Below are 12,701 nucleotides of genomic sequence, written 5' to 3'. Positions count from 1 at the left end.
CCTTATCCTTACCCGCCATGACTGGCCGGATGCCTTTTGTGATATGGAGGCAGCGTTTGGAAAGACAGGTGCCCAGCATAATATAATAAATGCAGATTTGCGTAAAACTGATGAACTTGACGGTCTGGCAAAGTTTATAAAAGATCGGTATGGACGCCTGGACATTCTGGTGAATAACATTGAACGCGGCGGATGGCCTACGGTTCACGGCGCATATGTTGAAGATCAGTGGGATTTGGAGATTGAAACAACGCTTAAAGCCAAACGCTGGATTTTTGAAGCAGTGTTTCCTTTGCTGAAGGCCGGCGATGAAGCGGTTGTCATTAATATTTCTTCCGTGGCGGCCATCACCGGAAGATCGGGTCCTGCCGCCCTGGTTTTCAACGAGGGCTATTCCGCCGCCAACCGGGGGATTGGTGTACTCACCGAAACATGGGCCAGGATGGGGGCGCCGTCAGTGCGGGTGAACGAATTAATGCTGGGTATATTTGAAACCCGCCATGCCCAGGGGACCCGCGGGTGGCGGGAAGTGCTCACGGATGCGGAAAAACAGTCTTTGATCGATCAGACCCTGGCAGGTCGGACCGGCCGAGTTTCCGATGTTGTCAAAGCAGTCAATTTTATTATCAGGGATGCCCCCTATATGACCGGTGCGACCCTGCGTATAGACGGAGGGTTTGTCCTGGGCGGGGCTCGGGTGCCGCCAATGCCCCGGGGTATCGTTTAATTATTTATATGGAGGTATACTGTTGACATTAAGGCAACTTGAACTATTTCTTGCGCTTGTGAAAACACCCCATTTAAGTCAGGTGGCCAAGGATTTCGGCCTGACCCAGTCCGCAGTATCCATGGCCATAAAAACCCTTGAAGAGACCTTGGGGAAACTATTGTTCGACCGCATCCACAAACGGCTGGTGGTCAATGAAAACGGGCGCTATTTTTTCAGGATGGTGGATCCCCTTGTTTTTGGCCTGCGTGAAAGCGAGTCCATGTTTCGGGACCAGTCTCTGGTGGGAGATATCAAGGTGGGTGCCAGTTCATCAATTGCAAATTATATCCTGCCCCAGATTATTTATGAATTTGCCGAGTTGTATGAAGGGGTTCGTATAGAAAAGATAACCGGCAATACCATAGAGATCGGCAAGCTTATTGAAGACGGTGACGTGGATATAGGGTTTGTTGAAGCAGACTACAACAGCACTGAAATCGAGCGGGAGGTGCTTGGCCTAGATGAACTCTATGTGGTGACGGGTGACCCGGATCTTGTTCGCAACGAAGATTACTGCATGGACGAGCTTTTATCTAAGCGTTGGATTTTTCGGGAGGAGGGGTCCGGAACCCGCGAGGTTTTCCTCTATCATATGGAAAAGTATAAAAAACGGTTTAAGCCTTTCCTGGAAGTAGGTCATACGGAAGCTGTGAAATCGGTACTCAGAAACAAGGGGGCGTTAAGCTGTTTGTCCAGAATTTCGGTAATGAATGAGCTTTTGTCCGGACAGTTGTTTCGTCTCAGAATAAAGGATTTTAAATTTTCCCGTTCATTTTATACGATCTGGCATAAGGATAAATACTTTTCATCTGTTCTTCAGGAATTCATGTATTATACAAAAGAGCGGTATAAGGCGGTATACGAAAACCAGCTCCACGCCCACTGACCCTAACGTTTCATATCCTGCTCCGCGGCCTGGATGGCTGTGATTGCCACTGTGTTGATAATGTCGGTTACGAGACATCCCCGGCTCAGGTCGTTTACCGGCTTGTTTAAACCCTGCAGGGTCGGGCCAATGGCCACGGCGCCTGATGAGCGTTGAACCGCCTTGTATGTATTGTTTCCTGTGTTGAGATCCGGAAAAATAAAAACAGTTGCCCTGCCGGCCACAGGCGAGTCCGGCATTTTAGTTTTTGCGACATCGGGTTCTATGGCCGCATCATACTGGATGGGACCTTCGATGAGCAGATCCGGGCGCTTTTGCTGTACGATCCTGGTGGCTTCCCGGACCTTGTCAACATCCTTGCCTTTGCCTGAGGTCCCCGTGGAATATGAGAGCATTGCGATTCTTGGTTCAATGTCGAACATTTTCACCGTTTCTGCGGAAGTAATGGCAATTTCTGCAAGCTGTTCAGCATTGGGGTCCGGATTGATGGCACAGTCCCCGTAAGCTAGGACTTTGTGTGGCAGGCACATGAAAAACAGTCCGGATACCGGGGTCTGGGGGGTTTTGGCTTTGATGATTTCAAATGAGGGAATAATGGTGGCGGCGGTACTGTGGACAGCGCCAGATACCATGCCGTCCACATCACCCATGTGTACCATCATGGTGCCGAAATAGTTGACGTCCGCCACCCGGTCCCGGGCATTTTCAATGGTCATGCCCTTGTGCTTTCTTAATTCGCAATAGACCTCGGCATAAGTCTTGAGCAGTTTGGATTTTCCGGGATTGATGATTTCAAATCCTTCCATACGCAGGCCAAGCGTCCTGATTTTGTGACGGATCTTTTTTTCATCTCCAAGAAGGGTAATGTCAGCAATTCCGCGTCGCAGAATGGTTTCCACGGCGCGCAATATGCGGTCTTCATTTCCTTCGGGCAGAACAATCCGTTTTTTGAACATCCGGGCTTTACGGATAAGTTCGTATTCGAACATTTTCGGTGTCATGATGGTGGCGTCTGCGGTGATGACTTTATCCATCATCCGCTCAATGTCCACATGCTGTTCAAATAGTGCCAGAGCCCGGGTGATTTTTCTGTCATCATACGGGGAGATCGAACCCTTGATTTTTTCCACGGCCAGGGCGGTAGGGAACGTGTTTTCGGTGACGCTGATTACGGGTACGGCATCGGGAAGGCCTTTTATAAGCTCCCATACCGGACCTTCAGGTACAAGACCGCCGGTTAAAATGATGCCGGAAATATTTGCGATGGAATCCGAAGACTGGGCTGCCATGCACCCCACAATTACATCGGCCCGGTCTCCGGGGGTGATGATCAAGGTGCCGTGGTCAATTCTGCTTAACAGGTTTGGCAACTGCATGGCAGCAACGGTAAACCCGCGTGCATGCCGATAGAGCTGGTTGCTTCCAATAAGTACTTTTGCGCCCAGAGCACTTGCAACTTCCGCAATGGTCGGGTTGGCCAGCGCTTCTTCCTCGGGCACGGCATATATCAGCTGATCAGGGAATAGTCCGGTTTTTTTGAAATAATCAATGATACCGGACAGGTCGGCGGGCCTCACTCGATTGATGATGGTGCCCAGGATATGACACCCCTTGCTTCCCAGGGAGTCTAAGGTCATACTGGTAAGCGTGGCAGCCTCTTCCATGGATTTGTTGTGGGCATCAGCCACCAGGAGTACAGGACAGTTCAGATTCTGGATAATCGTCGCATTGATGTCGAACTCCACACCGGTGGTGGAAGATACAAAATCTGTTCCTTCGCAAAGGATAAAGCGGCATTTTTCCCTGGCATCATTGTATTTTTCGATAATTTTTTCAAGCAACTCATCTTTTTTGCCATGGCTTAAAAGCTGGTTGGCCTCATTCTGGGTGACGCCGTACATGGTGGCATAAGGCCGGTCAAGGTTGTACTGACTGGACATCAGTTCAATATCCAGATCCCAGGCATCTTCGGGATCCTTGGTGATGATGGGCCTGAAAAAGCCTATATGCTCGAGTTTTCGAAAAAGCATTTCCATTACGCCTAGTGCAATGGCTGATTTGCCCGCGCCCGCCTGGGTGGCGGTGATATATAAACCGCTTGACATTAAATTTTCTCCAAATAAATTGGCTTATAGTTCAGAAGAATCTGAGCAATGGTTTTTTTAATTTTTCCGGTTTTACCTGTCAACTGCCTGAAATTCATTTCTATAACAGCCATCTGTTTATAAAACGGGGTCCGGTCAAAAGGAATATATGTACGGCGGTCAAATTTTCCGGCATCACAACCTGGTCCTTTTATGACATTAAATCCGGGTTTGTGAAGCTCATGGGGCAGTCCGTGCAACCGGCAGATCATTGGTCTAAAGTGGTAAAGAGTGCACCTGCCGGTTTTGAGCAGTGGGCAGGGGATTTTTTGGGATGCGGCCGGATTGTGTTTTTCCGCAGTGTCAGAAACGTTTTGGCGGCAGTAGTCCCGGCTAAGCGTTAACACATGCTTTTGGTCCTTGGAGGACAATGTCTGTAATCCAAACTGCAGAAAAGATGCTTCTGCGTGGGTATGATGAAAAAAAAGAGAGAGGCAGCAGTTGTCTTCACAGCCCTTGCATTGAAATCCATATTGTTGCGCAACCTGGTTCCATGCGTTATCCATATCATGGTAAAGCTGGGCCAGGGGTGAAAAATGTTCCGGGATATCCGTCATCACTGTCATTGGGGTCCTTGATGAGTATCTTTTAAACTAGTGGGTTGGGAAAAAACAGACGCGCATACAATTTAAGTGCGTACCGGTCGGTCATGGAGGCAATGACATCACACACAGATCGGTTCAGTGTGTTTTTTGCTGAATCCCATGGGGCCATTTCCATTTTTTCCAGCTCTTTTTGCATCTCGTCGGGGTTTTCCATAAAATATGTGTAAAGACCGATAATTACTTTTTTTGCCTTTACGAATTCTCCATGCACCGCCGGTGATCGGTACACTTTTTCAAAGAGAAATTTTCTTAGGATTGTCATGGCTTCCATGGTCTCCTTACCCATGTTTAAAATAAATTCTCCATTTTGGGGGCCGCTGTTGTAAACCAGCTGCTCCATCATTGTGGACGCGCGGGCAGCGTGGGTTGTGCCAAGCTTTCGGATGCAGATGTCAGGCACCTCGTCCTTGGAGATCACCTTGCCCCGGAGCGCATCATCAAGATCATGGTTCAGATAGGCAATGATGTCTGCCACGCGTACAACTCGTCCTTCAATGGTAGACGCGGTTTCTCCTGGCGTGGCCGGAATAATATTGCCGAATCCCTTGGAGTGTTTCAGAATGCCGTCTCTGACCTGCTTGGTAAGGTTGAGGCCTTTCCCTCTGTTTTCCAATACATCCACCACTCTTAAGCTCTGGTCGGAATGGGTAAAACGGGAGGTGTATACCTCAATTAGGGCGGTTTCTCCGGCGTGTCCAAAGGGTGTATGTCCTAAATCATGTCCAAGGGCAACGGCTTCTGCAAGGTCCTCGTTCAGGCGCATGGCTCGGGCAATATTCCTTGCCGTTTCAGAAACCTCAAGGGTATGGGTGAGCCGGGTCCGGTAATGGTCTCCTAAAGGCGATAAAAAAACTTGGGTTTTGTATTTCAAACGCCTGAAGGCATTGGAGTATACAATTCGGTCCCGGTCTAACTGAAAGGGTGTTCTGATGTTACCGGGGGCAACATCTGGGTGTCTGCGTTCAGCGCTGGTACTTGGGGTGCCGTATCTTGACAGGAAATTGTGCTCCCGTTGCTGGAAAATTTCCCGGATACTGGGATTTTGTTTTATTTGGGGTATTGTTGTATTCATCAAAATAGTATTGAAATAAAATAAAAATAAAATTAAATACAGCATTTATTAAAAAAATCAAGAAAGGGGTGTTTTTGGATTACGCGATTTTTATGGAGCAGGCCCTTGAACAAGCTCGTAAAGCCTTTGATCAGGGGCAGTTTCCTGTGGGGTGCGTGATTGTTCAAGATGATCGGGTGATTGCCTCGGGTACCAGGGCCGGCACATCGGGGGATCTATCTTTTTTCAGTGAAATTGACCACGCAGAAATACGTGCGTTTAAGGCCCTTGAATCTTCGGATGTGCGGTTTATCCCGGAACGGGCTGTGCTGTTCTGTACCATGGAGCCCTGTTTGATGTGCTTTGCGGCAATCATTCTGGCCGGCATCCGGACTGTTGTATTTGCCTATGAAGATGTGATGGGTGGGGGGACCGGTCTGGACAGGCGGCATCTGGCACCCTTATATAGAGATGCGCAGATTACGGTCGTTCCCCATGTGCTGCGTAAAAAAAGTCTTGATCTTTTTCATGATTTTTTTAATAAAGAGGCTAACTTATACTGGAAGGACAGTCTGCTGGAGTCATATACGCTTGATCAAGGTCGTGATTCCGGGAATAAACAGGGGTGTAATTCAGAAATAAAATAAATAAATCTTGATTTGTATGCATAGTGTATATATAATCCAAAGGTTATGCTTGTCATATTGACATGATTAAAATTTTTTGCTGCGGCGGGAGGTTAAAATATCTACTAAGCGAGTTAAGCAGGATCAGACAAGAGTGAATAAGGGGATCAGAGCTACTGAGGTACGGGTTATCGGTTCTGATGGCGGACAGATAGGTGTTCTGCCTATTGCTGAGGCGTTGCGTATTGCTGAAAGCGATGCTTTGGATCTGGTTGAAGTGTCGCCGGAGGCCAGGCCTCCTGTCTGCAAAATAATGGATCATGGAAAATATAAGTACGAGCTGACTAAGAAAAAACAGGAAGCCAAAAGGAAGCAGAAAAGTGTTCAGATCAAGGAGATCAAGGTCCGTCCTAAAACAGACGATCATGACCTTGAAACCAAGGCCCGGCACATGGAGAAATTTATTTCCAATGGCGATAAGGTAAAAATAACCCTGGTTTTCAGAGGTCGTGAGTTTATGCTCAAGGAGCAGGCCAACATCATTTTGGAAAAAATAGTGGAAATGAGCAAAGACTTTGCCCAGGTGGAGCAGTCTGCCAAGTTTGAAGGGCGGGTCATTACCATGCTGCTTGGCCCTAAATAATCATCGGTTATCTGTTTTTCGTCTTTTTGTATCGGCTTTTCGGTGCCAAGGGATATTTACGTGTGGTGGTATATCATGTATATACCGCCTTTAGTTTTTATAATAGTTCGAGCCTTCAGGAGATTTAGAGGAGATTTAGTAATGCCAAAAATTAAGACATGCCGTGCGGCTGCCAAACGGTTTGAAAAAACCGGGTCAGGTAAATACAAGTTCCGCAAATCCCATGCCAGTCATATTCTGACCAAGAAAACCACTAAGCGGAAAAGAAGTCTTCGCAAGCCCCAGATTGTTGCCGGTTCTGATATGAAAGAAGTTCGCCGGATGCTGCCTTACGGTTAGTGAGGCTTTGCAGCGTTTTTAATATTGATATGGAAGCCGGCCAATGTACCGGTTGGCTGATGGTACATAAAGGAGTGTAAAAAATGAGAGTTAAAAGAGGATTCAAAGCAAGAAGACGCCGCAACAAGGTGCTTAAGCTGGCAAAGGGTTTCAGGGGTGGAAGAGGCAAGCTTTACAGAACTGCTGCCGATTCAGTGGATAAAGCATTAATGTACGCCTATAGAGACCGTCGGGCAAGAAAAAGAGACTTTCGGAAATTATGGATTGTACGTATTAATGCCGGTGCACGCATGAATGAATTGTCCTATTCCCGGTTCATGAACGGACTAAAACTTACGGGCAGTGAGCTGGACAGAAAAGTTCTGGCTGATCTGGCTGTATCCGATCCCGCGGGATTCTCCCAGCTGGCTTCCCAGGCGTCTGCCAAATTGAACTAAAAGCGTATTTTCGGGGGAACCTTGCAAAACAATCTCCAAGACATTGAAAAACAGGCCCTGGAACAAATCCGTGCGGCGGATTCAAAGGAAGCCCTTGAGTCTGTTTCCATCCACTTTCTGGGTCGCAAGGGGGTGCTCACAGCTTTTTTGCGCAATATTCCATCCCTTCCGGTGGATGAACGCCCTGCTGCAGGGAAAAATGGTAATCTGCTCAAGGTAAAGCTTGAAAAAGCGTTAAAACATGCCCAGTCTGATCTGGAAGCCGGTGCGGCAGGTGATGCTGAAGGTATTGATGTTACCTTGCCCGGACGTATGGTGAAAAAAGGTGCCCTGCACCCCATCACCCAGGTGATAGAAGAGATCTGCGGTATTTTTCTGCGCCTGGGGTTTGACATTGCCGAAGGTCCGGAAGTTGAAACCGATTATTATAACTTCGAGGCACTGAACATTCCTCAGTATCATCCGGCCAGGGACATGCAGGATACCTTTTATGTGTCTGAAAATATCGTTTTGAGAACCCATACGTCAGGTTCCCAGCCCCGGGTGATGGAAAAAAACGACCCGCCTGTGCGCATTATTTCTCCGGGCAAGGTGTTCCGCTGTGACTCGGATCTGACCCATACCCCTATGTTTCATCAGGTTGAAGGCCTGATGGTGGACAAAAACATCTCTTTTGGCGACCTCAAAGGGGTGCTGACCACTTTTGTTCAGCAGTTTTTTGATAAGGATACTTCGTTGCGGTTCAGGCCCAGTTTTTTTCCTTTTACCGAACCCAGTGCTGAAGTAGATATCAGATGTGTCATGTGCAAGGGCAAAGGCTGCCGGGTCTGTTCGAAGACCGGCTGGATTGAAATTCTGGGGGCCGGTATGGTCCACCCGGCTGTGTTTGAAAACGTCGGTTATGATACCCAAACGTATACGGGGTTTGCCTTTGGCCTTGGCATGGAACGGGTTGCCATGCTCAAGTACGGAATTGATGATATCAGAAAATATTTCGAAAACGATATGCGTTTTCTAGGGCAGTTCTAATTATGAAAGTCAGTTTAAGCTGGTTGCGTGAATATATTCCCATTGATCTTGATCCCCAGGAAATATCCGAGAGGCTTACCATGGCCGGTCTTGAAGTGGATGGGGTGGAAAGTCTTTATGGTTACCTGGACAATGTGGTTGTCGGCCAGGTTGTACAGGCAAATCAGCATCCCAATGCTGAGACGCTTACCTGTTGCGGCGTCGATATTGGAACAGGAGAGCTTTCTCCCATTGTCTGCGGTGCGCCCAATGTCAGAGAAGGCATGTATGTTGCCTGTGCTCTGCCTGGGGCCGTGCTGCCCGGTGATTTCAAAATAAAGAAAAGCAAGCTGCGGGGTGAACCGTCGCACGGTATGCTGTGTTCGGCTGCTGAGCTGATGCTTGCGGATGACGCATCCGGTATCATGGATCTTGAGGGCGAGTTTGTTGCCGGAACCCCCCTTGAATTAGCCTTGAAACTGGCTGATGCTGTTTTTGAGATTGATCTGACCCCCAATCGGCCGGACTGTCTGAGTATTATCGGGGTGGCCCGGGAAATAGGGGCGTTTACAGAGCCCCGAAATAAGGTAACCCTGCCGGACGTGACGTTTTCGGAAGCCCTGATGGATTCCCGGAATATTCACGATTTTGTTTCTGTTGAGATTGAGGATCCGGAGCTGTGTCCAAGATATACTGCAGGTATGCTGTTTGACGTCAAGGTCGGACCGTCGCCGCTTTGGTTAAAACAGCGCCTTGAAGCCGTTGGGCTCTCTTCTATCAACAATGTGGTGGATATCACCAATTTTGTCATGATGGAAACCGGACAACCCTTGCATGCCTTTGATTATGATAATATTGCCCAAAGCAAAATTATTGTAAGAACAGCCGGGAAACCAGGCGATGCGCCGCTTGAGTTTACAACGCTTGATTCGAAAACCCACAAACTTGACCCTGAAATGCTCATGATCTGTGACGGAGATAAACCTGTGGGTATTGCCGGTGTCATGGGCGGTGAGAATTCCGAAATTACGGATACCACCACCCGGGTGTTGGTGGAAAGTGCCTATTTTAATCCTGTGTCCATCCGGCGAACCGCCAAGCGCACGGGAATCGGTTCGGATGCCTCCCACAGATTTGAGCGCGGCGTAGATCCTCAAGGCACTATGTTCGCCTTGAAGAGAGCCGTTTCATTAATGGCTCAGTTCTGTTCGGCGACCATTGCCAGGGAAATTATTGATGAGAATCCCGTCAATGCTCAAGCTGTGATCATTGATTTGAACCCTGAGGCGCTGAACGTACGCTTAGGGACTTCGTTTTCCGCAGATCAGATGGCACAGATTCTGGCGTCCGTGGAATTTGGCGTTGAGAAAAAGGAAGATGGCTGCCTGCAGGTGCATGTCCCCTCTTTCAGGGTTGATGTGGCACGACCCGAGGATCTTTCCGAAGAAGTGGCGCGGTTGTGGGGATATAATAAAATTGAAACCAGTTATCCTTTGGTGACAGCCAAAGGTCAGCCCCTTGCCGCGCGTCTTGTGTTGCGCGGCAAAATTCGTCGGGCCATGACCGGATTTGGATTTTGTGAGGCCATTAATTACAACTTTATCCGCAAGGATGCCTGTGAACGTATGGGCATTGACGAGTCGGACAAAAGAACCCGGATGGTTGAGATTTTAAATCCTATTTCAGACCAGATGGCAGTACTCAGGACATCCATCGTGCCGGGACTGCTGGAAGCCATGGCCAGGAATACGGCCAAACAGGTGGACACCCTTCAATTGTTTGAAATCGGCAAAATTTTCTATGACAAAGGTCCGGGCGAACAGCCCGAAGAAGTAGAAGTGATCGGAGGGCTGATCACCGGATACCGGTGGGATCAGACCTGGTATTCCAAAAAGGAAGCTGTGGATTTCTTCGATCTTAAGGGTGTTGTACAGGGATTGATGGATTCGCTTCAGATTTCCGGTGTGCTTTATGAAAAAATCGATGCTGATAGCTGTCCCTATTTTCAGTCGGGGTATGGTGCCAGGGTGATGAGAGACGGTCTGATCCTTGGTACGCTTGGAAAAATAGCTTCAGATGTGGGAGCGGCCTTTGGTTTGAGACAGGATGCATATCTTTTTGATATAGATATGAACAGTCTTGAAAAATCGCTTCCCCAGGCTATTCAGGCAGTTGGGCTGCCTAAATTCCCTTCAATTTCCAGGGACATGACCTTTATTGTGTCAAAGCGTGTTGAGGTTGGCGCCATGATGGATGCCATTTCAGCTTTTGCCCAACAGCAGGCATTGATTGAAGATTATTTCCTTTTTGATGTATTTGAAGGCCGGAGTATTGGTGAAGATAAAAAATCTCTGTCATTCAGGATCGTCTACCGCTCTGCTTCAAAAACTTTGACAGAAAAAAACATTAAAAAGATTCATGATCAGCTGTCCCAGAAGCTAATTAATGATTTTAACGCTGGGCTGCCTGGATAATTTCGAGGTGGCTGGTTGCCGTTGATCCGGGAGACCTGTGCTAAAATAGAAAATGCGGTTATCATTATATAATAATGGGGTTGACAAATATAATACGCCCTGTTATATTTAGCTGCTGAAATGCGGGCATAACTCAGTTGGTAGAGTGCAAGCTTCCCAAGCTTGATGTCGCGGGTTCGACCCCCGTTTCCCGCTCCATTTTTTTGCCCACCCTATAGAACACAAAGAGAACACTAACATCCTAAATCCAATCCCCTACAGGGCTCCTCATCTATCCCAAGCATAATTACTACTCTTCGCTGCCAGAACAGATATCGAAGTATTGCCCCGGAGATCGATAGCGTAATTGTGGTCTGGTACACGGACTCACATGGACAAAATAGAAACATAAGGTGATATAGAGCCTTTTGCGAACCAGAGATTTCTGACGGGCGAAAGAAGTGAATTTCGGGATCAAAGAGGCGGTCCGGTAATTCGATTTTCTTCCAGAATTATGGTATCCCGGAGATTTTTCGGAATGTGTTAGCATGCCATGGCAATTAACCACACGTGTACCCATGCATTCACTCATGACCATCACAAATCTTTCGATATCGACGCCGAGGGGAAGCAGGGACAGAGTTATCACCAACCGTTGACGAAGAACAGGCAAAACGTGGTATGAGCCCGAAAATGCCTATTCTTCGGTATCGGGATCGAAATTGGGAATGTGGCATAAGGTGAATTGTCGGACAGCCTCTTTGCCCCTGAACTTTACTTCTTGAGGGCTTTTTGGAGTTCATCCCAGGTGAAATAGTCGTCGAGGGATGGATCATCGATTGCAGGCTTGCCCAGGGGTTTGAACTGTGTGCTGATCTTACCGTCCTTGAAGTGAATCAGCCGGTATCCAGAAGTATGGCGCGCGTGCTTTAGTGCTTTTCTCTCCTCTTTGAAGAGGTATCCTATGGCAGAGGTAATAATGTGCCGTTCGTTTTCTCGCTTTACGAATGTATCACAATGCCAGTGTCCGGAGAAGAACCATTTTTCTCCGGGGTATGAAGCAAAGAAATCCAGAGCCTCGAAATGTTCGGTGGTGCTCAAACCGGAGCAGATATCATGATGAAGGAAAAAGAGCCTGGGCAGATCGCCCGGTGAAGAGAGTAATCTCTTGAGCCAGGCGTATTGAAGATTTGTGATTTTTCCACATGGCGGGAGTGGAAATGCCACAGTATCGAGCACAAAAAAATCATAGCCTTTATGCTGTAAGGCATAATAGGGTGGGAATCCCCATTCGCTGAAAATCCGATGCGCGTTACCGAGCCCGAGGGGCTTGTCGTGGTTGCCAAATGCCGGAAGACAGGGCACCTTCAGCTTTTCAACAATTTCATGGAACAAGGCATAGCCTTCAGGGTTATCACTGATAATATCACCAGTGACCACGACAAAATCAGGAAGCGGCTCAAGGGCATTGATTTCCGCAACTGCCTGCTCGAGCCTCTCAGCAGTCCTCACTCCAAGAAGCTCGCTGTCACGTTTCACGATATGTGGATCAGTGATCTGAATAATAAAGAAGGGCTTTCCATCCGGTACGACAGAGTCCCTGAGAAATGGATGAACCAGCGCAGCCCGGGTCGGAAAAGATGCAAAGGTGGTAAAGGATCCATCCGGTAAAATGGATTCAGCCATATAAATCACTTCATCGCCGGGCTTTATGCCGGGGGGTGGTGTGAGGATCCCCTC

12 protein-coding genes and 1 tRNA gene are annotated in these 12,701 nt (G+C 48.0%); 9 read left to right on the top strand and 4 right to left on the bottom strand.

All coding sequences use genetic code 11. The features are described from left to right. The coding region (locus B3D59_RS07505) for an SDR family NAD(P)-dependent oxidoreductase (protein WP_286818713.1) at nucleotides 1-727 on the top strand (727 nt) is incomplete at its 5' end. A 22-nt stretch (nucleotides 728-749) separates the two neighbouring features. After that, nucleotides 750-1,655, top strand: a complete 906-nt coding sequence (locus tag B3D59_RS07500) for a LysR substrate-binding domain-containing protein (RefSeq protein WP_286818712.1) — start codon at nucleotides 750-752, stop codon at nucleotides 1,653-1,655. A gap of 2 nt (nucleotides 1,656-1,657) precedes the next feature. Here B3D59_RS07500 and pta read toward each other — a convergent pair whose 3' ends face one another. Genes pta through B3D59_RS07485 form a run of 3 tightly spaced genes read right to left on the bottom strand, consistent with a single transcriptional unit; the run spans nucleotide 1,658 to nucleotide 5,476 of the window. Beyond that, nucleotides 1,658-3,760: a phosphate acetyltransferase gene (pta, locus tag B3D59_RS07495; RefSeq protein ID WP_286818711.1), complete on the bottom strand. Its 2,103-nt coding sequence runs from the start codon at nucleotides 3,758-3,760 to the stop codon at nucleotides 1,658-1,660. Further along, nucleotides 3,760-4,365 carry a YkgJ family cysteine cluster protein gene (locus B3D59_RS07490; RefSeq protein WP_286818710.1) on the bottom strand — a complete coding sequence of 202 codons (606 nt, stop codon included), beginning with the start codon at nucleotides 4,363-4,365 and terminating at the stop codon, nucleotides 3,760-3,762. The genes pta and B3D59_RS07490 overlap by 1 nt, the downstream gene beginning before the upstream one ends. A 22-nt stretch (nucleotides 4,366-4,387) precedes the next feature. Further along, complete coding sequence (locus B3D59_RS07485) at nucleotides 4,388-5,476, bottom strand: deoxyguanosinetriphosphate triphosphohydrolase (protein WP_286818709.1); 1,089 nt, start codon at nucleotides 5,474-5,476, stop codon at nucleotides 4,388-4,390. Nucleotides 5,477-5,550: 74 nt separating this feature from the next. Here B3D59_RS07485 and B3D59_RS07480 point away from each other — a divergent pair, with 74 nt between their 5' ends. The 7 genes from B3D59_RS07480 to B3D59_RS07450 all read left to right on the top strand — a co-directional run bounded on the left by B3D59_RS07480 (nucleotide 5,551) and on the right by B3D59_RS07450 (nucleotide 11,180). Then, nucleotides 5,551-6,102 carry a nucleoside deaminase gene (locus tag B3D59_RS07480; RefSeq protein ID WP_286818708.1) on the top strand — a complete coding sequence of 184 codons (552 nt, stop codon included), beginning with the start codon at nucleotides 5,551-5,553 and terminating at the stop codon, nucleotides 6,100-6,102. A gap of 76 nt (nucleotides 6,103-6,178) precedes the next feature. Beyond that, on the top strand, nucleotides 6,179-6,724 hold the full coding sequence (gene infC, locus B3D59_RS07475; protein WP_286818706.1) for a translation initiation factor IF-3: 546 nt from the start codon (nucleotides 6,179-6,181) through the stop codon (nucleotides 6,722-6,724). A 141-nt stretch (nucleotides 6,725-6,865) separates the two neighbouring features. Next, nucleotides 6,866-7,063, top strand: coding sequence for a 50S ribosomal protein L35 (gene rpmI, locus B3D59_RS07470; RefSeq protein ID WP_286818705.1), 198 nt, complete (start codon nucleotides 6,866-6,868; stop codon nucleotides 7,061-7,063). Between the two features lie 83 nt (nucleotides 7,064-7,146). Then, a complete protein-coding gene (gene rplT, locus B3D59_RS07465) occupies nucleotides 7,147-7,500 on the top strand; it encodes a 50S ribosomal protein L20 (RefSeq protein WP_286818704.1) in 354 nt (117 codons plus the stop codon). Between the two features lie 21 nt (nucleotides 7,501-7,521). Further along, nucleotides 7,522-8,529 (top strand): phenylalanine--tRNA ligase subunit alpha, encoded by a 1,008-nt coding sequence (pheS, locus tag B3D59_RS07460; protein ID WP_286818703.1) that lies wholly within the window; start codon nucleotides 7,522-7,524, stop codon nucleotides 8,527-8,529. Between the two features lie 2 nt (nucleotides 8,530-8,531). Beyond that, complete coding sequence (gene pheT / locus B3D59_RS07455) at nucleotides 8,532-10,982, top strand: phenylalanine--tRNA ligase subunit beta (RefSeq protein ID WP_286818702.1); 2,451 nt, start codon at nucleotides 8,532-8,534, stop codon at nucleotides 10,980-10,982. 122 nt (nucleotides 10,983-11,104) lie between these two features. Next, nucleotides 11,105-11,180, top strand: a tRNA-Gly gene (locus tag B3D59_RS07450). A 555-nt stretch (nucleotides 11,181-11,735) separates the two neighbouring features. Here B3D59_RS07450 and B3D59_RS07445 read toward each other — a convergent pair. Then, nucleotides 11,736-12,701, bottom strand: a 966-nt coding sequence (locus tag B3D59_RS07445) for a metallophosphoesterase family protein (RefSeq protein ID WP_286818701.1), incomplete at its 5' end; no start/stop codon positions are given.

This window comes from Desulfobacter sp. UBA2225, from assembly GCF_002348205.1.
Classification (GTDB): domain Bacteria; phylum Desulfobacterota; class Desulfobacteria; order Desulfobacterales; family Desulfobacteraceae; genus Desulfobacter; species Desulfobacter postgatei.
The sequence above is the reverse complement of the archived record's forward strand: the minus strand, read 5'-3'. Positions and strand labels throughout refer to the sequence as shown.